A 512-nucleotide genomic window follows, 5' to 3' on the forward strand; every position below is an offset into this window, starting at 1 on the left:
GCGGAAGACCTCGCGGACGTTCTCCACGGACTTGACCTTCTCCAGCAGTTCCCAGCCCTCGGCGTAGGCCTGCATCATCGCGTACTCGATGCCGTTGTGGACCATCTTGGAGAAGTGTCCGGCGCCGACCCGGCCGGCGTGGACGTATCCATAGGGTCCTTCGGGCTTGAGCGCCTCGAAGATCGGCTGGAGGCGTTCGACGTGCTCCTTGTCGCCGCCGACCATCAGGGCGTAGCCGTTCTGCAGGCCCCAGACGCCGCCGGAGACGCCCGCGTCGACGAAGCCGATGCCCTTGATGCCGAGTTCGGCGGCGTGCTTCTCGTCGTCGGTCCAGCGGGAGTTGCCGCCGTCGACGACGACGTCGCCGGGGGAGAGCAGCTCCTTGAGCTCGTCGATGACGGCCTGGGTGGCACCGCCTGCCGGGACCATCACCCACACCACGCGGGGCGCCTCGAGCTTCTCGACCAGTTCGGCGAGGTGCTTGACGTCGGAGACCTCGGGGTTGCGGTCGT

General features: G+C 67.8%; 1 protein-coding gene. It reads right to left on the reverse strand.

Annotation, left to right across the window (positions count from 1 at the left end; genetic code table 11):
* Positions 1-512 (reverse strand): NAD(P)-binding domain-containing protein (locus ADL25_RS15515; protein ID WP_234380932.1); only part of this gene is annotated, 512 nt, incomplete at both ends.

It is taken from the genome of Streptomyces sp. NRRL F-5122 (genome assembly GCF_001507435.1).
Lineage (GTDB): Bacteria > Actinomycetota > Actinomycetes > Streptomycetales > Streptomycetaceae > Streptomyces > Streptomyces lannensis.